The sequence below is a fragment of the Vibrio sp. B1-2 genome (assembly GCF_963888445.1).
GTDB lineage: Bacteria > Pseudomonadota > Gammaproteobacteria > Enterobacterales > Vibrionaceae > Vibrio > Vibrio anguillarum.
Genome location: NZ_CAWPJH010000040.1, coordinates 40,004 through 59,584, shown reverse-complemented (window position 1 = coordinate 59,584; position 19,581 = coordinate 40,004). Strand labels below are relative to the sequence as shown.

At 45.1% G+C, this 19,581-nt stretch carries 17 protein-coding genes; 3 read left to right on the top strand and 14 right to left on the bottom strand.

Going from position 1 to position 19,581, the window contains the following annotated elements; genetic code table 11:
- Window positions 1–115: 115 nt before the first annotated feature.
- The 13 genes from AACQ75_RS11840 to sixA form a co-directional block, all read right to left on the bottom strand.
- The gene (locus AACQ75_RS11840) at window positions 116–616 is read right to left on the bottom strand and encodes a DUF2802 domain-containing protein (protein WP_202598892.1); all 501 of its coding nucleotides are present in this window, start codon (window positions 614–616) and stop codon (window positions 116–118) included.
- The gene (locus AACQ75_RS11835; RefSeq protein WP_013856372.1) at window positions 616–1,110 is read right to left on the bottom strand and encodes a chemotaxis protein CheW; all 495 of its coding nucleotides are present in this window, start codon (window positions 1,108–1,110) and stop codon (window positions 616–618) included. Before AACQ75_RS11835 ends, AACQ75_RS11840 begins: the two co-directional genes overlap by 1 nt.
- 40 nt (window positions 1,111–1,150) lie before the next feature.
- Window positions 1,151–2,140 (bottom strand): chemotaxis protein CheW, encoded by a 990-nt coding sequence (locus tag AACQ75_RS11830; RefSeq protein WP_445285785.1) that lies wholly within the window; start codon window positions 2,138–2,140, stop codon window positions 1,151–1,153.
- The gene (locus tag AACQ75_RS11825) at window positions 2,130–2,906 is read right to left on the bottom strand and encodes a ParA family protein (protein ID WP_026027244.1); all 777 of its coding nucleotides are present in this window, start codon (window positions 2,904–2,906) and stop codon (window positions 2,130–2,132) included. The genes AACQ75_RS11830 and AACQ75_RS11825 overlap by 11 nt, the downstream gene beginning before the upstream one ends.
- Window positions 2,907–2,916: 10 nt before the next feature.
- Window positions 2,917–4,032, bottom strand: coding sequence for a protein-glutamate methylesterase/protein-glutamine glutaminase (locus tag AACQ75_RS11820; protein ID WP_094125773.1), 1,116 nt, complete (start codon window positions 4,030–4,032; stop codon window positions 2,917–2,919).
- A gap of 25 nt (window positions 4,033–4,057) precedes the next feature.
- The gene (locus tag AACQ75_RS11815; protein ID WP_170888704.1) at window positions 4,058–6,352 is read right to left on the bottom strand and encodes a chemotaxis protein CheA; all 2,295 of its coding nucleotides are present in this window, start codon (window positions 6,350–6,352) and stop codon (window positions 4,058–4,060) included.
- Between the two features lie 9 nt (window positions 6,353–6,361).
- Entirely contained in the window at window positions 6,362–7,078 is a 717-nt protein-coding gene (locus AACQ75_RS11810; RefSeq protein WP_017045236.1) for a protein phosphatase CheZ, read from the bottom strand.
- 57 nt (window positions 7,079–7,135) lie between these two features.
- Window positions 7,136–7,504 carry a chemotaxis response regulator CheY gene (cheY, locus tag AACQ75_RS11805; RefSeq protein ID WP_033197405.1) on the bottom strand — a complete coding sequence of 123 codons (369 nt, stop codon included), beginning with the start codon at window positions 7,502–7,504 and terminating at the stop codon, window positions 7,136–7,138.
- A 44-nt stretch (window positions 7,505–7,548) separates the two neighbouring features.
- Window positions 7,549–8,283 carry an RNA polymerase sigma factor FliA gene (locus AACQ75_RS11800; RefSeq protein ID WP_010318887.1) on the bottom strand — a complete coding sequence of 245 codons (735 nt, stop codon included), beginning with the start codon at window positions 8,281–8,283 and terminating at the stop codon, window positions 7,549–7,551.
- Window positions 8,276–9,163 (bottom strand): MinD/ParA family protein, encoded by an 888-nt coding sequence (locus tag AACQ75_RS11795; protein ID WP_010318888.1) that lies wholly within the window; start codon window positions 9,161–9,163, stop codon window positions 8,276–8,278. The genes AACQ75_RS11800 and AACQ75_RS11795 overlap by 8 nt, the downstream gene beginning before the upstream one ends.
- Window positions 9,164–9,176: 13 nt before the next feature.
- Window positions 9,177–10,664, bottom strand: coding sequence for a flagellar biosynthesis protein FlhF (flhF, locus tag AACQ75_RS11790; RefSeq protein WP_017042531.1), 1,488 nt, complete (start codon window positions 10,662–10,664; stop codon window positions 9,177–9,179).
- Between the two features lie 52 nt (window positions 10,665–10,716).
- A complete protein-coding gene (gene flhA, locus AACQ75_RS11785) occupies window positions 10,717–12,810 on the bottom strand; it encodes a flagellar biosynthesis protein FlhA (protein ID WP_013856364.1) in 2,094 nt (697 codons plus the stop codon).
- Window positions 12,811–12,991: 181 nt separating this feature from the next.
- Window positions 12,992–13,456, bottom strand: coding sequence for a phosphohistidine phosphatase SixA (gene sixA / locus AACQ75_RS11780; protein WP_017042529.1), 465 nt, complete (start codon window positions 13,454–13,456; stop codon window positions 12,992–12,994).
- Window positions 13,457–13,670: 214 nt separating this feature from the next.
- On the opposite strand from sixA, the gene AACQ75_RS11775 reads away from it, so the two are divergent.
- Window positions 13,671–16,448 carry an insulinase family protein gene (locus AACQ75_RS11775; protein ID WP_170888703.1) on the top strand — a complete coding sequence of 926 codons (2,778 nt, stop codon included), beginning with the start codon at window positions 13,671–13,673 and terminating at the stop codon, window positions 16,446–16,448.
- A gap of 26 nt (window positions 16,449–16,474) precedes the next feature.
- Here AACQ75_RS11775 and AACQ75_RS11770 read toward each other — a convergent pair whose 3' ends face one another.
- Window positions 16,475–17,071 (bottom strand): VOC family protein, encoded by a 597-nt coding sequence (locus tag AACQ75_RS11770; protein WP_170888702.1) that lies wholly within the window; start codon window positions 17,069–17,071, stop codon window positions 16,475–16,477.
- A gap of 205 nt (window positions 17,072–17,276) precedes the next feature.
- Between AACQ75_RS11770 and argS the strand changes: the two genes are divergently transcribed.
- Both argS and AACQ75_RS11760 read left to right on the top strand, forming a co-directional pair.
- Complete coding sequence (gene argS / locus AACQ75_RS11765; RefSeq protein WP_026028268.1) at window positions 17,277–19,013, top strand: arginine--tRNA ligase; 1,737 nt, start codon at window positions 17,277–17,279, stop codon at window positions 19,011–19,013.
- 83 nt (window positions 19,014–19,096) lie between these two features.
- A complete protein-coding gene (locus tag AACQ75_RS11760) occupies window positions 19,097–19,525 on the top strand; it encodes an HIT family protein (RefSeq protein ID WP_013856359.1) in 429 nt (142 codons plus the stop codon).
- The last annotated feature ends 56 nt before the right edge of the window (window positions 19,526–19,581 follow it).

Genomic DNA, 19,581 nt, shown 5'->3' with positions numbered 1-19,581 from the left:
AACTGTTAATTTTTAATTATTTTCTGTCTCATTTACTACTTTATGGCTACATTTAACCACATTCAAAACTAGAGAGGGAAGCCATTGGCTTCCCTCTCTAGTTTCGCTCTTTCGACTATTTTTTTGCAGGTCGCCTCGTACTTTGCACCGGCTCGCGACCTTCCGGGTGACTACTCAGTGGCGGGATGCTTTCATGCCCTGCAATTTTCTTCTGCAAGGACATCATCAACTCAGCTTCAGCTTTAGGTAGCTCACACTCTTTAATAAGCTCATTGATGTCAGCACCGAGTTGGACCATTTTTGTCGCTCGGCTGTATAAACGCCCATCCGTATCAACATGTTCCAATTCAGTAATTCGCTCGTTTAAATGCTGGATGAGATCCTGCTGATCCGTCACTTTTTGGCCAAGACCAATAGCAACTGAGCGTATTTCCAACAGCTGTCTATTCGCCTTTTGCAACTCCTTATCTAACGATCGGGCTTGTTGTCTTTGGTGATCAATCTGTTGGGCAAGTCCCTGACGTACACGAAGTAACACCAGCAACAAAAATACAACAACAAAAACCGCGCTCCCTATAAGAATAACAGGAGCACTGAACAACATAGCTTCGCTCATTATAGGTGGACCATCTCGTCCCACTCGTCTTCAGTTAGCAGTTTATTCAGGTCAACAAGGATCAATAGCTTACCGTCACGGTTGCTCACGCCTTGGATAAACTTAGCGCTCTCATCAGTACCAACACTTGGTGTAGTATCGATTTCAGAAGAACGTAGGTAAACTACTTCCGCAACGCTATCGACTAAAATACCAATCACTTGGCGCTCAGATTCAATCACAATAATGCGTGTATTATCCGTGATTTCACCTTGCATTAAGCCAAAACGAGATCGTGTATCAATGACGGTCACAACATTACCACGTAGGTTAATGATGCCAAGAACATAATCAGGAGCACCTGGTACCGGTGCAATTTCTGTATAGCGGAGTACTTCACGTACCTGCATTACATTAATTCCGTATGTTTCTTCTTCTAGTTGGAACGTCACCCACTGAAGCACTTCGTCGTTAGACTTGTCTTTTCTTACTTCTACTTCGTTAGTCTGAGACATACCTTTTCCTCTCTAAGTCGATTCCGACATCAATGTATTATTATTTCTCTAGTGCTTTTACATCAAGCCCTGCATTAAGCATAGCTATCAATGCTTCAACATGGATCAAAGCACACATTTTTTCTTTTACCATTCCAGCAAGCCACGGCCTTTTGCCTGCCTGTTCTCGCCAGCGGACCTTCTCTGAGCTTAGCAATTCTGTACCCATAAGCTGAGTACTTGCTAACCCCCACATACTGTCACCAAGCATGACGATGTATTGATAACCTTCTTTGTAGCTATCATCATGGAGCTTTTCTGCCATTACCCATTTTGCCGTATCGACAACATCTAGCTGATTGTCTTTATTAGTTTGCAGTCCAAGGTACCAAGCAGGTCGACCGATTAAATGATTGAGCGTTGCCATACGGTGGATCCCCCCAAGTTCATCAAGAGACACCGCAAACGTCACGCCATTCACTTCAAAATAGAGCACTTGAAAATCTCGTGTTCTCGCAGTGCTTTGCCATGTACCAATTCCAAAGTAGCCCGCTTGCGTTTCAAGTTCGACTTCAGCCGTCGGTTGCTCAACCACTTCCACGTCAACAGCAAATTCTTCAACAGTGTCTGCCGCAGTCAGAATTTCAACTTCAGGTTCTGTTTCCAAGGTATCGGCGGGAATATCCCATTCTTGGATCTCTTCAACAATTTCAGTCACTGGTTGAGTTTTTAAAGCGATCTGAACGGTGTTTTGCTCCATGATCTCTTCCAGCTCTAACTCTGCCACTGGATTACTTGATTCTAGCTGGCTTAATAAGCGCTGCACATCATCTAAATTCGGCAGCTCAAACTCAACCACTTCAGCATGGTAATAACTTTTTTCCGGTACAGATTGCACCGATGTCGAAAGCGCTAACTCAGGTTCAGCAAGGGACAATTCTTTTTGCTCTTCCGCTTTCAGCTCAAGTTCAATCGCTTCTTCATCTAGTAACGCTGTAAAGTAGTCATCGAGTGCTTGTTCACTGGATAAAAATGGCCCACTACTCATCAATAGCTAGCCTCTCTAAATAAATCAGCAACTGTTTATAAGCAAAAACACCACGGCTACCTTCAGCAAAATGAGAAGCAGGCAAGCGCTTTAAACTCGCATCACGAAACTTGGTGTCTATAGGTACAGCAGAGCTCCAAACTTGCTCTGGGTAATCTTTTTTAAGTTGATTCAGCGTTTGCAAAGAAGCCCGGGTTCGCTTGTCGTACATAGTCGGTACGATAGTCACTTTAAACGATCGACTACGAGATTTTTGCATGATGGCTAAGGTGCGAATCATCCTTTCGAGCCCTTTCATAGCCAGAAACTCAGTCTGCACTGGAATTAAGATACGATCGCTGGCGGCCAATGCATTAACCATCATTACCCCTAAGATTGGAGGACAGTCGATCAATACGTAGTCATAATTATGGCGCAATGCAAGAAGCGCACGTTTCAAAATCAGCCCCATTCCACTGCGGTTGCCCATGACTCTATCTAAAGTGGCTAGAGACATATGGGCAGGGATGAGATCAATGCCTTCAACATCGGTTTTTAGGATAAGAGGGGTAACGCTTTGCTCTGTTAACTCACGTTGCTGAAATAGGTCAAACAGGCTGACGGGCACGCCATCAGAATCATAACCTAAGTATGTAGTAAGCGAGGCGTGAGGGTCAGTATCGACCAACAGCACTCTTTTGCCTTGCTGACTTAGCAAACCGGCAAGCGTAATCGTTGTGGTTGTTTTACCCACACCGCCTTTTTGGTTTGCAATACTCCATACAATCATTGAACTTCCTTTATGCGAGGCCAACTTCAACTAACATTCGTTCTGATATACGCTCTAACGGTAAATCTTCAGACGAGATCCCCGCTTTTGCGACAGCTTGCGGCATACCATACACCACGCAACTTTCTTCATCCTGAGCCCAAATGGTTGCCCCTGCGGCTTGTAACATTCGAGCCCCTTCACGACCATCGGCTCCCATACCAGTCAATATCATTGACAGCACTTTATCTGCATAGATCTTCGCCGCAGAACCGAATGTTATATCAACACACGGCTTATAGTTCATACGTTCGCCACCATCGATAATGCGCAATTTAGCACTACCCGGACGGCCCTCAATCATCATCTGTTTACCACCCGGAGCCAAGTAAGCAACGCCTGGGCGCAATGCATCGCCATCTTCTGCTTCTTTCACTTCAATTTTACACAGTGAGTTGAGCCGGTTTGCAAATGCAGCAGTGAAGGTGGCTGGCATGTGTTGAATGAGTACGATCGGATGCGGATAATTCGCAGGTAACTTCGTCAATATTTTTTGTAACGCAACCGGGCCCCCAGTAGAGGTACCGATAGCGGTCAACTGATATTTTTTACCTGTAGCTTTAAAGCGAGCCAATGTGCTCATTGATTTCGGCGCAGGGGAACTCGCCGTTGTAGCCGCTGTTCTGTTGGCAAACGGCGACGATGTGCTCGGCACTGGGCGTGAAACCAAAGGTCTTCTCAGCATCCCTTTTTTGGACGCGATTTGAATAACCCGTTGTTGTAATAAAGCGACAGCCTCATCACGGTTACGGGCAATATCTTCAAACTTTTTCGGTAAGAAATCTAACGCTCCAGCATCTAAAGCATCTAGCGTTGCTTTGGCACCATCATGAGTCAGCGATGAGAACATCAAGATTGGGATCGGGTTCGCAGCCATAATTTCACGGACAGCAGTAATGCCATCCATAACTGGCATCTCAATATCCATTGTGATGACATCAGGCTTTAAGATTCTCGCTTTTTCTACGGCTTCTTTACCGTTAGTTGCAACATCAATCACTTCTAGACGGGTGTCAGAGTTAATAATTTCACTCACACGCCGTCTAAAAAAGCTCGAATCATCAACGACTAATACTCTAATCGCCATGGGTGTCCTTATATTGTGTGCTCATTTAAATGCGGGAAGCAGCAGCATACTGCTTAAGCAAATCTGGCACATCTAGTATTAGTGCAATATGTCCATCGCTGGTAATCGTTGCCCCAGCCATACCCGGTGTTTTTTGAAGAAGCTTATCTAGTGGTTTGATTACCACTTCTTCTTGGCCAATTAAGGTATCAACCACAAAACCAACTCGCTGGCTACCAATCTGAACAATAACAACATGTCCATGACCTTTACGCAGTTCTATTTTACCTGCTTTAGGTGCTAGCCAATTCTGTAAGTAGAAGAGTGGTATCGATTTTTTACGTACTATGATGGTCAGTTGTCCATCAACGACGTTCGTCCGGCTAAGATCAAGGTGGAAGATTTCATTCACGCTCGCAAGTGGTAGAGCAAATGGATGCCCTGCGACCCCAACCATCAATGTCGGTAAGATAGCGAGTGTTAGCGGCACTTTGATCGTAATCTTAGTCCCTTTGCCCATCTCAGAATCGATGTCAATTGAACCATTGAGTGTATTGATGGCTGTTTTTACAACATCCATCCCAACACCACGACCAGAAATGTCTGAAATTTGCTCTTTACTGGAGAATCCCGCCATAAAGATTAAGTTAAAACACTCTTTATTGGAGAGACGCGACGCCGCATCTTCATCCATCATGCCTCGTTTAACCGCAATACTACGCAGCTTATCTGGGTCCATACCGCCGCCATCATCGACGATAGCTAGCTCAATATGATCACCTTCTTGCGAAGCTGAGAGTATGATTTTACCCGTGCTTGGCTTTCCAGATTTGCTACGCACATCAGGCATTTCAATGCCGTGGTCAACTGAGTTACGCACTAAGTGGATCAATGGGTCTGCAAGCGCTTCAACCAAGTTTTTATCAAGGTCTGTTTCTTCGCCCCGCATTTCAAGCACGATGTCTTTTTTCAGGGTACGTGCAAGGTCTCGAACCACGCGAGGGAAACGACCGAACACTTTCTTAATCGGTTGCATGCGCGTTTTCATAACAGCGCCTTGCAAATCCGCAGTAACTACATCAAGGTTAGCCACCGCTTTTGCCATCTCTTCGTCGTTGCTATTAAGCCCTAAACTCAGCAAGCGGTTACGCACTAGCACCAATTCGCCAATCATGTTCATAATGATGTCGAGCGTTGATGTATCAACACGGACTGTTGTTTCCGGCTGAGTTTGCGCTTTTTTAGCCACAGCAGGTGCTGATACTTCTTTTTTCTCAGCCACTGCAACCGGAGCTTTCGCCGGGGAAGAGGTGGCTGGAGCCGTTACTTTAGGCTGAGGAGCAGGTGTAGGTTTCGCCGCTTCAGCTTTCGGTTTTGCGGTCTCTGTTGGTTTTACAGGCTCTGCTGGCTTCACATTTTCAGAAGCAGGTCTGGTTGCCATTTCCAACTCTTCTGGCAATGGCCCTTTTCCTGAGCCATGCAGCTCGTCAAGAAGCTTTTCAAACTCCTCGTCCGTCATCAAATCATCGCCACCACCAGCAGAAGCTTTAGGTGCCGCTGTTGATTTAGGCGGAGTAGCTGGTTTCGCTGTAACCTCAGGAGCGGGTTCAACGGTTGGAGCTTTGCCTACGCCGTGCAGTTCATCAAGCAGCTTTTCAAATTCGTCATCCGTAATGTCACCACTAGCAGCCACTGATGCACTTGGGGCTTTAGGCGCTGGGGCCGCCGGTGCGGCATTTTCAGAATGAGCATTAGGCGCGGTGCCCTTACCATGTAATTCGTCTAACAGTTTTTCAAATTCATCTTGCGTGATTTCATCGATAGAATTTGACGCGACAGCCTTTGAGGCCACTGGTTGAATGACTTCCGGTTCAGGCGCTTCGATAGCGGCCTCTTCCTCGACTTCAACTTCAGCAATAACAGGCTCCACTTCGTCAATTTCATCTTCAGAAGCAGGACGACACAATTTATGAAGTTCATCGAGTAGAGCGGGATCTGCAGGCTCTAAGGGTTCTTGATCTTGAACAGCGCGAAACTGTGCGTTAACGGTGTCTAAAGCTCGTAACATCGTATCCATCAAGCTCGATGTTACACTTCTTTGGCCATTGCGTAAGATATCAAATACGTTCTCGGCACCGTGGCACGTCTCAACCAGCTCGGTGAGGGCAAGAAACCCGGCCCCACCTTTAACGGTATGGAAACCGCGGAAAATCGCATTTAATAACTCCCTGTCTTCGGGGTTGTTCTCAAGTTCAACCAATTGCTCTGAGAGCAATTCGAGAATTTCACCTGCTTCAACCAAAAAGTCCTGAAGAATGTCGTCGTCTAATTCGTAGCTCATACGTTACCCCTAAAAACCAAGACTCGATAACAAATCATCGACTTCGTCTTGAGATGAAACCGCATCGGCTCTTTCATGAGGGTTCAAAATAGGACCTTCAGGTTCGATAGATGGGTTCTTCTTGTCTGTTTTTTGTTCTATTTGGTTAGCCCCAAAGGCAGTGAGAATCTCAACTAGGCGTTTCTCAACTTCATTAACCAGCGTAATAACACGCCGAATTATTTGGCCAGTGAGATCTTGAAAGTCTTGAGCCATCAATATCTCAGTTAGCTGACCTCGTAATTCGCTGCTGTTGCCTTCAACTTGTGATAGTAGATCATCAATACGGTGACAAAGTGCTTTAAACTCAATGAGATCAATACGTCCATGCATCAACTCATTCCATTGTGGACGCACTTTTAACAGACCTTCATGAAGGCTGTCAGCGATCGGCATACATCGATCCACTGCATCCATTGTTTTATTCGCAGCCACTTCCGTTTTATCAATTACGTATTGAAGACGATCCCTTGCATCTGGAATTTCGTCATTTGCAATCTCAGCCATGCGTTCATCAAGGTTGAACTGTTTGAGCGATTCATGCAGTTCCCTTGTCAAAGTGCCTATTTCTTGCAGCATTGGATTGCTTGCTTTGTCGTAGGTCTCTTTAAAGAGTTGATTCGCCTGATCTTGCTGTCCATTTTCCAGTAGCTGAACGAGTTCTTTTGCTTGTTCTAATGAAATCATCGATTAGCCTTTTCGCGCATAAATGAATAGAGCACCTTTTGTCTGTGACCACACGCTTTATAAACGCTCGAAAATTTTATCCAGTTTTTCTTTAAGCGTAGCAGCAGTAAAAGGTTTTACGATATAACCATTCACACCTGCTTGAGCAGCCTCGATGATTTGTTCGCGTTTTGCTTCTGCGGTGATCATCAGAACAGGCAGATGCTTAAGTTCTGCGTCTGCTCGGATATTTTTCAACAAATCGATGCCTTGCATGCCCGGCATATTCCAGTCTGTAACCACAAACTCAAAATCACCTTTCTTTAGCATAGGCAACGCTGTCAGGCCATCATCTGCTTCTTGGGTATTATTGAAGCCCAAATCACGAAGTAGATTCTTAACAATACGGCGCATTGTTGAAAAGTCGTCAACAATAAGGATCTTCATGTTTTTATTCAAAATTGCCTCCACTGAGCTCGAAATCAGTGATATTAGTCATTTTGCGTCCAAGAACTTAACTTCGTTCTTAGTCGCTGCATAGATTGGCTTAGTATCTGGCTAACGCGGGATTCGCTAACACCTAGAACTTCACCAATTTCTTTTAAGTTTAGCTCTTCATCATAATAGAGCGAAAGTACCAAAGCTTCACGTTCTGGAAGTGATTTTATTGATTCAACCAATGCTTTACGAAACGATTCATCGGCGACTCCCTTAAATGGCGAGTTGTCTTCATCGTCATCCAGAGGAGAAATTGCATCATCAGAAATACCTAAATCTTCGATTCCGACAATCCGTGAGCAATTAATGTCAGTTAATACAGTATGGTACTGATCCAGCGACATGCCTAAATACTTCGCAACTTCTGTATCAGTTGGGTTTCGGTTTAGCTCACCTTCTAGAACTGAAATTGCATGGGTTATCTCTCGGTTGTGTTTATGAACCGAGCGTGGAACCCAATCACCACGCCGAATATCGTCGAGCATAGCTCCACGAATTCGAATTCCTGCGTAGGTTTCAAAGCTTGCACCTTTACTCCCATCATAATTTTTTTGTGCTTCAAGTAGGCCTATCATACCGGCTTGTATTAGATCTTCGACCAATACGTTTGGTGGCAGGCGACCTGCTAAATGGTGTGCAATACGCTTAACCAATACAGAGTATTTTTCTAAAAATGCTTGTTGGCTCTTTAGGTTTCCGTGTTGGTCATAAGTAAGCGCTTTATTCACCGAATGGTTCCCCTACACTTTCTGTTCTATTTAGCAAACGCTCGACAAAAAATTCCAGATGGCCTGTCGGCGTTCTTGGAATTGGCCACGTTAACGCTTTACTTGCCAACGAGCTGATTGCCAGTGCCGCAGGTGACCGTGGAAACGCATCGACCACTATTTTTTGTTTTTTTACTGCTTGTCGCACTTTATCATCCAAAGGTATGCAAGCAACAAGTTCAAGGCTCACATTTAGGAATCTTTCTGTCACTAAAGTTAATTTAGCAAATAATTCCCGTCCTTCACGATAACTTCTCACCATATTGGCCACAATTTTAAAACGTTGCACTTGGTGTTCACGACTTAAGAGCTTGATCAGCGCGTAAGCGTCGGTGATGGATGTCGGTTCGTCACATACCACGATCACTACATCTTGTGCGGCGCGACAGAAGCTCACGACCATATCAGAAATACCTGCGGCTGTATCGATGAGCAGAATATCCATCTCATCTTCTAAACTGCCAAAGGCGCGTATTAAACCAACATGTTGGGCGTGTGACAACTCTGTCATCGACTGTGTGCCCGAGGTCGCTGGAATTATTCGTATCCCAAAAGGTCCCTCGACGATGGCATCTTTCAGTTCACACTCGCCAGCCAGTACATGCCCTAAGTTTCGCTTCGGGCGTATGCCAAGCATAACATCCACGTTAGCTAAACCTAAGTCTGCATCCAACACCATGACTTTTTTGCCTTGACGAGCCATGCAGATCGCCATGCCGAGTGTCACGTGAGATTTACCCACACCACCTTTACCACCAGTCACAGATATGACTTTGGTCAGTGACGGTTGAGTTAAGCGGCGTAAACCGCTCGCTTGGTCATATATCATATTATTCGCCATATTTGTCCGCCGCCTAGAATCTCTCGGAGTCGCTGCTCCAATAGTGAGGTTCATTCTCTGTCGACTTCTCTAGCAATTCGTTTGCCTTTGCAACCATGTACTTCGGCTGGGCAATCACAATATCTTCTGGTACACGCTGGCCATTCGCGATGTAAGCAACGGGCAGTGCGTTTTGAACCACGACACTCACAAATTCCCCTAAGCTCAATGACTCATCAAGCTTAGTCATAATGCACCCTGAAAGAGGGATCCTTCTAAAGTGCTCGATTGTTTCTTGTAATACTTTTCTTTGTGCCGTTGCAGGCAGAACAAGGTAACTGTGGATGATTTCGCCACTCTCTTGCATCAGGGTATCGAGCTGCTCTGATAACCGAACATCACGCTGCCCCATCCCCGCGGTATCAACTAAAATTAAACGCCGATTTCTTAGCTGATATATTACATCGGCTAACTCACTGGAATCTTTAGCAACTCTTACTGGACAACCCATAATTCGGCCATAAATAGAGAGCTGTTCATGAGCACCGATACGGTAGGTATCTGTGGTGACTAGAGCAACGTTATCAGCGCCATACTCCATAGCGGCGCGAGCGGCTAGTTTAGCAATGGTGGTGGTTTTACCAACCCCTGTTGGGCCTAATAGCGCAACCACACCACCACGTTTCAGAATATCTTGTTTGGAAACAGGGATTTGATCAGCCACTAAGCCAAGCAGCGCCTTCCAAGCTTTAGTTGGAGCCGTATCTTCTGGGATATAGCACGCAAGCTGGTCAGCCAGTTCTTGTGAAACCCCCATACGCTCAAGTCTTTTAATGAGCATGGCACGCAAAGGCTCTCGACGCTCAACTTCTTGCCACATTAATCCTGAAACTTGATGTTCTAACAAGCGGCGTATTGAGGTCATCTCTTCACGCATGTTTTCCAGCTCTGGGTTCGAAACACTCGCCTCTTGCGTTGGGTAACGATCATAACGCGACGGATCTAGCTTCGGCGTTTGACGGGTGGACGCTCTTCTATCCTCTGCAATTAACTTCGCTAATGGCGAATCGGCTCGTAACTCTGCACTACCGTGTCCTGAGTTGGTGTTAGATGAACCCGATTGACGTTGCAATAATGCAGAGAGCGAATCTTCATTTTCGGCGTGATAGTCCGAATCTGAGCCACTTGGTGCGCTGTACTGCTTTAACATATTTGCAAAACGTTTGGTCATTGAACGCCCAGAATCTGCGCTGTTTTGCAGGCTGACTCGATCATCATCCAACTCACGAGAGGATTTGTTCAAAGACGGGGTGACTTGGGTGTAACCTTGTTGTCTAGGCTGCGAATTATAGCGCTTGGCACTGTTTTGCTGGGTGGGCTGTTCACCATCCACAGCGGCAACGATTTCCACACCACCCGCGACTTTTTTATTCGACATGATCACCGCTTCCGCACCAAGCTCTTCTTTCACTTGCAGCAGCGCTGTTCGCATATCTTTGGCAAAAAATCGTTTTATTTTCAAAGCAGATATCCGTGTTAAATGGCTAAAGCCCGATTAGGTAACAACAGTTTCGTTAGTTACCAACGGCTTGAACAATCCGAATTTGTTTCTCGTCAGGTATTTCTTGATAAGAGAGCACACGCAAATTAGGTATCGTGTTTTTCACAAACTTCGCCAAAGTTGAACGAAGCACACCAGACGTGAGTAACACGGCGGGCTCACCTTTCAATTCTTGTTCTTGCGTTGCATGGCTCAGTGCAGCTTGTAGACGCTCTGCTAAGCCTGGCTCAATACCTGCCGATTCTCCTCCTGACGCCTGCATGGTTTGATGCAATATTTGTTCCAGCTCAGGAATCAGTGTTATCACTGGTAGTTCAGGTTCTATACCATTGATTTCTTGGACGATTAAACGCTTCAATGAGATTCGAACGGCAGCCGTTAGGATGTCAGGTTCTTGACTCCGCCCAGAATACTCCGCCAAGGTTTGTATTATGGTTCGAATATCTCGGATTGGAATCGCTTCATTGAGTAGGTTTTGCAGTACCTTAACGACTGTACCCAACGGCAGTTGATCTGGAACGAAGTTTTCAACTAGCCTTGGCGCTGAGCGACCCAGCATTTCAATTAAGTTTTGAACCTCTTCATGACCAATCAGTTGCGAGGCGTTATTAGTGAGAAGCTGACTCAAATGAGTGGCGAGTACGGTCGATGAGTCCACAACTGTGTAACCGAGAGCTTGTGCGTGTTCACGTTGTTCTTCACGGATCCAAACCGCTTCAAGGCCGAATGCAGGGTCGAGTGTGCGTTCACCGTCAATAACACCATAGACTTGACCAGGGTTAATCGCCAGTTCTTGATCTGGGCGGATCTCCGCTTCACCAACAGCAACCCCCATTAAGGTAATGCGATAACTATTGGGTGTTAATTCTAAATTGTCGCGAATATGCACTGCGGGGATGAGAAAGCCAAAGTCTTGCGACAGTTTTTTCCGAACACCTTTTACGCGTTCGAGCAGCTCTCCACCTTGATCTCGGTCCACCAGCGGTATCAATCGATAGCCCACTTCTAAGCCAATCACATCAACGGGTTGAACATCATCCCAAGAGAGCTCTTTTTGAGTGGGTGCTTCGTTGTCCACTTTTGCAGGCAGTTTCTTTTCATCGGCGGTTTTTTTCTGTTTGCGTATCATCCAATACGCGCAACCACCCGCTAACGCGGCTAGCAGTAAAAAAGCAAAGTGAGGCATACCCGGTACAATGCCCATGATGCCGAGAATACAAGCGGTAATCATCAATGCTTTAGGGTTGTCAAACAGTTGGAAGACGACTTGCTCTCCCATATCTTCATCGGTATTTTGACGGGTAACCATCATGGCAGCGCCAATCGAAAGCAGCAATGAGGGGATCTGAGCCACTAAGCCGTCACCAATGGTCAGCAGTGTGTAGATTTGGATCGCTTCTTTAAAACCCAACCCATATTGCGCCATACCAATCGATAAGCCGCCAATAATGTTGATGAACAAAATTAATATCCCAGCAATCGCATCCCCTTTAACAAATTTTGACGCACCGTCCATTGAACCGTAGAAATCCGCTTCTTTGGTTACTTCAAAGCGTCTCAGCCGCGCTTGGTCTTGATCGATTAAACCCGCATTTAAGTCCGCATCTATGGCCATTTGCTTACCCGGCAAGGCATCTAGGGTAAAGCGAGCACTCACCTCAGAAATACGTCCCGCACCTTTGGTTACTACCATGAAGTTGATGATCATCAAGATCAAAAACACCACTAAACCGACGGCGTAGTTACCACCGATCACCACACTACCAAACGCTTCAATGACGTTACCAGCCGCCCCAGGGCCTTCATGACCATACAATAAAACCACACGAGTTGAAGCAACGTTCAAGGCTAGTCGAAGTAAGGTTGCAATAAGCAAAACCGTAGGAAATGCAGCAAAATCAAGCGGTCTACGGGTATAGACAGTGACGAGTAACACCACCATCGATAAGGCAATGTTAAAAGTGAAAAACAGATCCAATAGGAAGGCTGGGATCGGTAAAACGACCATAGCCAACGTGGCCAATACCATAACCGGCGCACCGATTGCTGGCATACTTCGCTGCGGTATTGATGGCAATTTATCTGCAAATGGGAGAGTAAATTTCATAGGTTAGCAAGCAATCTGTTGATAAATATCTATAAATGCGACAATGCGTTAACTCGGCGATGCAATTTTTAGTCCAGTAAAACAGTCAAAATAATGGCTACATTGGTAAAGGCAATAACCCTTCACTTAACGTAGCCTAGTTATTCAAATTACGTGAACTTCTTTTACTTTGAATGGTGGTTTAAGGATTAATACTCCAGATCTGCTGTCCTTTACGCAACTCTCTATCATATTCGATACCAATCAGACCGGATGTGGGGAACATTGGAGGGACTAAATCGGTAACGAATTCAGCCGCGAGATAGCCAACTAACGGTAAATGAGACACCAGCAGCACTGATTCGATTTGTTCTACATCGGCCAAGGCAGAGACATACTCAAATACCACTTCCGCTTTCCCATAAGGTGTGATGTCATCACAGGTCACAACATCATCGGCATTAAAATAAGAGGCTATCGCAGCCCAAGTTTGCTGCGCCCGTAAGTAAGGGCTTACCAATACTTTATCTACATGGCGAAGATCTTGCTTTTCACAAGCACGAGCCACAGCAACAGACTCACGAAGACCTCTTTCGGTTAAGGCCCTTTGTGCATCACTCGCTGCATAATGTTCAGCTTCTCCGTGACGCATAATAAAAATCTTCATTACTCATTCCTAGTGGTTATTATCTATGCCGTCTAGGCGGCTTTATTCTCGATTATATCAGGCAACCAAGCAAAGACTTCGACACTGTTAACAGTCTATTAAAAAGTCTCCTGAAGGACTAAAATGGCACTTCGCTCATAAAATCATTGCTTGAAATTTGCACCTAACCGTTTCAACGCCATAATTAAAAAAGCCTTTTCTGTGGAGAGTCACTGTGCATTTAAGCCCTAACGACACCAACCAATACCGCTACATTACGTTAACTAATGGTCTGAGAACATTACTTATTCAAGCGGATGATGCACAAAAGTCAGCCGCTGCTTTAGCGATTAATGTGGGGCATTTTGATGACCCTGAAGACAGAGAAGGTCTTGCCCACTATCTGGAACACATGCTGTTTTTAGGCACAGAAAAGTACCCGAAAATTGGTGAGTTTCAAAGTTTTATTAATCAACATGGTGGCAGCAATAACGCATGGACTGGTACAGAGCACACCTGTTTTTTCTTTGATGTAAGCCCAAATCATTTTGAAAAAGCCTTGGACCGATTCAGCCAATTCTTTTGTGCCCCCTTGTTTAATGAAGAAGCCCTAGATAAAGAACGCCAAGCGGTGGATTCTGAATTTAAACTCAAACAGAATGATGATTCGAGAAGGCTCTATCAGGTTCAAAAAGAAACCATCAATCCGCAACACCCGTTTGCTAAATTTTCAGTGGGTAATTTAGAAACGCTGTGTGATAGAAATGGTGTCTCTATCCGTGAAGAAATTGTCCGTTTTCACCATGAAAATTACTCGGCTGATTTGATGACGCTCTCGCTAGCAGGCCCACAGACACTTGATGAGTTAGAGCAGTGGGCAAGAGATGAATTTTCCTCCATCCCAAATAAACAGCTCGGCCCGAAAAAAATAGAGGTGCCTTTTGTTTTAGACGCGCACCGAGGCGTCTTGATTCAAATCGAGCCACGAAAAGAGATCCGCAAACTGATTTTAAGCTTCCCAGCCCCAAGCGCGGATGACTTTTATCATGTCAAACCTCTCTCTTATTTCGCCCATCTCATCGGTTACGAAGGTGAAGGCAGTTTAATGCTGGCATTAAAAGAGAAAGGTTGGATCACGTCCTTATCGGCTGGAGGCGGCGCGAGTGGCAGCAATTATCGTGAGTTTTCGATAAGTTTTAGCCTGACACATGAAGGCGTAAAACAGGTCGATAACATCATCCAGTCACTCTTTACTCAGATTAAATTAATCGCAGAGCAGGGGCTGAACGAATGGCGTTACCTTGAGAAAAGAGCGGTGCTTGAATCGGCTTTTCGCTTTCAAGAAACGACAAGGCCATTAGACATGGTCAGCCATTTAGTGGTTAATATGCAGCACTATCAGCCGCAAGACACTATCTATGGCGATTATATGATGGCGGGCTACAACGAATCGCTACTTAAGCAAGCTCTTCATTATTTGACTCCTGAAAACCTACGTGCCACGTTAATTGCTAAAGATGGGTATTACGATAAGAAAGCGAAATGGTATTTTACACCCTATTCAATTACTCCATTATCGGCGTCACAACTTGCAACATTCGCAACCCCTTGCGACATTGAAACAAACTTACCGCCACTCAATCCTTTTATCTGTTACGACTTAGACCCAAAACCGTTAGAGCCTTCAACGCCTTTACACCCGGAAATCATTGAAGAGTTACCAGGCTTTCGTTTATGGCATCTACAAGACCATGAATTTAGAGTGCCTAAAGGGGTAATTTACATCGCGATTGATAGCCCCATCTCGGTAGCCACTGCTCGAAATATTGTTAAAACACGTCTCTGTGTGGAAATGTTTTTAGACTCGCTGGCCACGGAAACTTATCAAGCAGAAATTGCTGGGATGAGTTACAACATGTACGCTCATCAAGGCGGCGTCACCCTGATGCTTTCTGGTTTTAGCGAAAAACAACCACAGTTAATGGAGATGATTCTCGCACGCTTTGCTAAACGTGATTTTAGCCTAAAACGCTTTAACACCATCAAGCAACAACTGCTTCGTAACTGGCAAAATACCACTAAAGATCGTCCAATTTCGCAGCTTTTCAATGCAATGACGGGTATTTTACAACCCAACAACCCTCCTTATGAAACGCTACTTGGTGCCTTAAAACAGATAGAAGTCGATGAGCTCAGTGATTTCGTTGAACAAATATTAGCGCAACTTCATGTTGAGATGTTTGTCTATGGCGACTGGTTAAGAAGTGATGCACAAGCGATGGCAGATACGCTTAAAAATGCATTACGAGTCAAAGATCAACAGTACGAGGAATCATTAAGACCACTCGTCATGCTCGGAGAGAGTGGGACTTTTCAAAAAGAGGTTCACTGCGATCAAGAAGATTCTGCTGTGGTGGTCTATTATCAGTGCAATGATGTCGCACCGCGCAGCATCGCCTTATATTCATTAGCTAATCACTTGATGTCCGCTACATTTTTTCATGAAATTCGTACTAAGCAGCAACTTGGTTATATGGTCGGAACGGGCAACATGCCATTAAACCGTCACCCAGGCATCGTACTCTACGTCCAGTCACCGAATGCTGCCCCTTATGAGCTGATTAGCGCTGTAGATGAATTTTTAAATGCTTTTTACATGGTGTTGCTGGAGCTCAACGAATACCAGTGGCACAGCAGTAAGCGCGGTTTATGGAATCAAATTTCAACGCCCGACCCCACCCTTCGCAGCCGTGCGCAAAGACTTTGGGTTGCTATCGGCAATAAAGATGCCGGCTTTGATCAAAGAGAGCAGGTGTTGAGTGAACTGAAATCACTCAGTCGCAGTGATATGATCCGCTTTGTGGTCAATGAGCTAAAACCAAGGACCGCCAATCGACTGATCATGCACAGCCAAGGAAACGCACATCAAACGGTTCAGAAACTCAGTTTAGGGCAAGAAATTGGCTCAATTGAAGCGTTCCAGCTTCGGCCTAAAAGCTATAACTTAGGATAACCGTACTTCATCGCCATCAGAGCAATTTATCTTTGCTCTGATTTTACGATCTTTTTTAAAGAGTGGGGATGCAGTTTAATGCACACGCCTTGCCACTTAAATGCAACCGTCGGGTTATGTAATCGCTCTCCTTCCCCTTTTGGACTGGACAATTTAACTTGAACACCTTGAGTGTCTAATGTTGTCCAGCATTCTTTTAATTGTGGGAAAACCGACAGTATATCCTGCAAATAGGCTTGCGCGGTTTGTGCCTCAGATGGCACCACAAATTCCACATGCTCCCAGCTCTGCTCTGGGTAAATTTTTCCCTCGGCAGGGTAAGGCAATTCCAAACATTCTATTGACCAACCATAAGCCGATAGCGGCACCGAAAATTCAATCACAATGATAGGACGGCCATTTATCTGAGCACTCGATATTTCTCGTCCTTCCTCCAGCCATGCCGCATGTGCTAATGACGCTAATTTACGATCATTAATGCGCAGTGCAATGTGGTCAGCTTGATTTGTGGATAAATCAATATGCAAAATTTTGGTTAATTCTTGAATTTTATGCATAAATTTATCTAAATCCTGCTTAAGCTGTTCAGGATGAAGCGCTGCATTCTTCAATGGTTCAAGCATTTAAATGGTCCAAAATGATGATTATCGTCTAATAGTACCAACAACTCTTCGAAAAGTAGAAAATTTCCTAATTTAGTCCCTATAAGCGCCTCAATAAAATTGGTATTATGTGCGCCAAATGATGAACAAAATTAAGATATGTATTGGCACTAAATGGTGAATAAAATGCATACCTTTGCAATTCCAAGAATTAAAGGAAACGCGTGTGAATATCCAAGCACTGATTAATGACAAAGTATCTCAGGCTCTTGAAGCCGCAGGCGCACCAGCTGGCAGTCCTGCTGCTGTTCGCCAATCGGCTAAAGCGCAATTTGGTGACTATCAAGCCAATGGCATTATGGGCGTAGCTAAGCAACTGGGTACCAACCCGCGAGAATTTGCTCAAAAAGTATTGGATGTTCTGGACCTCGATGGCATTGCGAGCAAAACGGAAATTGCAGGCCCAGGTTTTATCAACATTTTCCTCAGTGAAGCGTTTCTTGCTAAACAAGCGGATATCGCCCTAGCAGATGAGCACCTTGGTGTAACCAAAGAAGCGCAGAAGACGATCGTCGCAGACTACTCAGCGCCTAACGTTGCCAAAGAGATGCATGTAGGCCACTTACGCTCAACCATCATTGGTGACGCCGTTGTACGTACCTTGGAATTTTTAGGCCATAAAGTGATCCGCGCCAACCACATCGGTGACTGGGGCACGCAATTTGGTATGTTGATAGCCAACCTTGAACGTGTGCAACAAGAATCTGGTAACGAAGTTTCAATGGAACTTTCCGATCTTGAAGCTTTCTATCGTGAGTCAAAAAAACTCTACGACGAAGATGAAGTGTTTGCTGCTAAAGCACGAAATTATGTGGTCAAACTACAAAGCGGTGACGAATTCTGCGCTCAAATGTGGAAAAAATTGGTGGACATCACCATGATCCAAAACCAGCGTAACTATGATCGTTTGAATGTTTCGTTGACGCGCGATGATGTGATGGGCGAAAGCATGTACAACGACATGTTGCCCGGCATCGTAGCCGATTTAAAAGAAAAAGGTTTGGCGCAAGAAGATGATGGCGCACAAGTCGTTTTTCTTGAAGAATACAAAAATAAAGATGGCGAGCCGATGGGCGTTATCATCCAAAAACGTGATGGCGGCTTCTTATACACCACAACCGATATCGCGTGTGCAAAATACCGTTATGAAACCTTGGGTGCGGACCGTGTGCTGTACTTTATCGACTCGCGTCAACATCAGCACCTAATGCAAGCATGGACGATTGTCCGCAAAGCGGGCTATGTACCTGACGAAGTGACTCTTGAGCACCACGCCTTTGGTATGATGCTAGGCAAAGATGGCCGCCCGTTCAAAACTCGTGCTGGCGGTACTGTTCGTCTGGCCGATCTTCTCGATGAAGCGCAAGAGCGTGCCGCTAAATTAATTGAGTCCAAAAACCCTGATTTAGACGCCGCAGAAAAAGCCAACATTGCCAATACTGTCGCGATGGCCGCAGTGAAATACGCTGATCTTTCTAAGCACCGTACTACCGATTACGTGTTTGACTGGGACAACATGTTGGCATTTGAAGGTAACACTGCACCTTACATGCAGTATGCCTACACACGTGTTGCGTCAATTTTTGCTAAAGCAGGCGTATCGATGGATAACCTGACGGGTGAAATTAAAGTCACACAAGAGAAAGAAAAAGCTTTGATTGCGAAACTTCTGCAGTTTGAAGAAGCGGTACAAGCTGTTGCCCGCGAAGGCCAACCTCACATTATGTGTAGCTACCTATTTGAATTAGCTGGCCAATTCTCTAGCTTCTATGAAGCATGCCCAATCTTAGTCGCTGAAGATGAAAGTGTGAAACAAAGCCGCCTAAAACTGGCTGCGTTGACAGCAAAAACCATCAAGCAAGGTCTGTCGCTACTCGGTATTGATACATTAGAACGTATGTAACGACAGCTATGAGTGAATGAAAGGGTTGACCATGGTCAGCCTTTTCTTTTATCGGTGATAACATCCGTGCAAGTGAGATTGACATGAATTTTGAACTCCACCCGCAACTGGCCAAAGACACTTCCGTCATTGGTGAATTTCCTCTTTGCTTAGCCTTACTCCATAAAGATAATGCCGTACCTTGGATTATTCTGGTGCCTAAACGTGCCAATTTGAAAGAGCTGCATCATCTACCAATGCAGGAACAGCAACAATTTTTATGCGAATCTCAAGCCGTTAGCCAAGCTCTTGAAGCCACGTTTTGTCCAGATAAACTCAATTTAGGTGCGCTGGGTAACATGGTTCCTCAGCTCCATATTCACCATGTTGCTCGATTTAAAAATGACATAGCATGGCCTGGGCCTATCTGGGGCAATACTCAAGGGATAGTGAGAGCCGAACAAGAACAGCAAGCGATCTTAACCAGAATCCAAAATGTTCTATCACTGAGTTCTATTTTTAGAAAAGGATAAACGTCGTCTCTCACACCATATATTAGGTAAAAGTTTGAAAGCCGCTGACATCAGCG

What these genes read in the sequence shown, in the direction of transcription:
- AACQ75_RS11810 (WP_017045236.1), bottom strand. Translation starts at nt 7,078, where the DNA reads ATGATTTCATTAGAACAAGCAAAAGAACTCGTTCAGCTACTGGAAAAT.
- AACQ75_RS11795 (WP_010318888.1), bottom strand. Translation starts at nt 9,163, where the DNA reads ATGGCGAATAATATGATATATGACCAAGCGAGCGGTTTACGCCGCTTA.
- AACQ75_RS11820 (WP_094125773.1), bottom strand. Translation starts at nt 4,032, where the DNA reads ATGGCGATTAGAGTATTAGTCGTTGATGATTCGAGCTTTTTTAGACGG.
- AACQ75_RS11760 (WP_013856359.1), top strand. Translation starts at nt 19,097, where the DNA reads ATGAATTTTGAACTCCACCCGCAACTGGCCAAAGACACTTCCGTCATT.
- AACQ75_RS11840 (WP_202598892.1), bottom strand. Translation starts at nt 616, where the DNA reads ATGAGCGAAGCTATGTTGTTCAGTGCTCCTGTTATTCTTATAGGGAGC.
- AACQ75_RS11825 (WP_026027244.1), bottom strand. Translation starts at nt 2,906, where the DNA reads ATGATTGTATGGAGTATTGCAAACCAAAAAGGCGGTGTGGGTAAAACA.
- AACQ75_RS11770 (WP_170888702.1), bottom strand. Translation starts at nt 17,071, where the DNA reads ATGCTTGAACCATTGAAGAATGCAGCGCTTCATCCTGAACAGCTTAAG.
- cheY (WP_033197405.1), bottom strand. Translation starts at nt 7,504, where the DNA reads ATGAAGATCCTTATTGTTGACGACTTTTCAACAATGCGCCGTATTGTT.
- AACQ75_RS11815 (WP_170888704.1), bottom strand. Translation starts at nt 6,352, where the DNA reads ATGAGCTACGAATTAGACGACGACATTCTTCAGGACTTTTTGGTTGAA.
- sixA (WP_017042529.1), bottom strand. Translation starts at nt 13,456, where the DNA reads ATGAAGATTTTTATTATGCGTCACGGAGAAGCTGAACATTATGCAGCG.
- AACQ75_RS11835 (WP_013856372.1), bottom strand. Translation starts at nt 1,110, where the DNA reads ATGTCTCAGACTAACGAAGTAGAAGTAAGAAAAGACAAGTCTAACGAC.
- flhA (WP_013856364.1), bottom strand. Translation starts at nt 12,810, where the DNA reads ATGAAATTTACTCTCCCATTTGCAGATAAATTGCCATCAATACCGCAG.